1 protein-coding gene is annotated in these 1,008 nt (G+C 68.7%); it reads right to left on the bottom strand.

Translation table 11 applies throughout. The features are described 5' to 3' along the window. Positions 1-1,008 (bottom strand): translocation/assembly module TamB domain-containing protein (locus tag EOA29_RS37755; protein ID WP_189479144.1); only part of this gene is annotated, 1,008 nt, incomplete at both ends.

Below are 1,008 nucleotides of genomic sequence, written 5' to 3'. Positions count from 1 at the left end.
GCCGAAAGCGAGCCCGGCAGCTTTTCCGGAACGGTGATGACGGTCTTGGCCAGATTGATGGTGCCGGCGATCACCGGCGCCGAGACCAGCGGACCCTTGATGGTCAGGTCGCCGCCGAGATTGGCGGTCACCACCCTGCCGTCGGTATAGCGGCCGTCGGTCAGCTTGATCGAAAGGTCGGCCGGAAAACCTTGCGCCGGGTTGATGCCGACCGTGCCGCTGGCCGAAAGGCTGCCGCGCGTCGACAATGTGCCGGTCAGGCGATTGATCCTGGCGACGCCGCTGCCGATCGAGACATCGGCCGCGATGTCGTTGACGGCAAGCCCGGAGCGCGCGTCGACGAGGCGCGCGCCCGAGGTGGTCACCGTGCCTCCGATGACCGGCGAGGACGCCGGGCCGCGCACCTGCACGTTCACATTGGCCGTGCCGGTAAGCCCCAGGCCTTGCGCCGCGAGCTTGGCGGCGAGGAAGGAAAACGGCACCTTGCCGTTGAAGTCGAGCGCCAGGGCCGGCGTGCCCGCGGTCGTAACCGTGCCGCCGCCCTTCAGGCCAAGACCGGCGCCGTCGCTGATGTTGGCCTCGAAGGCGAGCTTGTTGCCGGCAAAGGTTCCCGACGACGATACGTTCATGCCGCCGAGCCCGGCGCCGCGCGTCTGCGAGGTCTGCACGCCGGAAGCGTCCACGTTGAAGGCGACCGACGGGCTCGCCGGCGCGCCGCTAACCTTGACCGTGCCCGAGATCGAGCCGGCCGCATCGAGGCCGGGCGAAAAACTGTTGGCGAGCGACATCGGCACCCTGGCCAGATTGGCATTGATGTCCAGCGCTTGCCCGACCTTGCCCGTCACCGTCGCCGTGCCGCCGCCGAGATTGAGCACCAGCCTGTCCAGGCTCGTCGTGCCGTTGGCGATACTGACCGTCGAGGCCTGCGCGATCGCCGCCTTGATGCCTTGCACGGTCGCCTGACCCGAGGCGAGCTCGATGGTCGTGGTGCCATTCGCCACCCTCACC

Origin of the sequence: Mesorhizobium sp. M1E.F.Ca.ET.063.01.1.1, assembly GCF_003998155.1 — a bacterium.
Lineage (GTDB): Bacteria > Pseudomonadota > Alphaproteobacteria > Rhizobiales > Rhizobiaceae > Mesorhizobium.
Note: the sequence above shows the minus strand (reverse complement) of the source record. Positions and strands in the feature narration are given on the sequence as shown.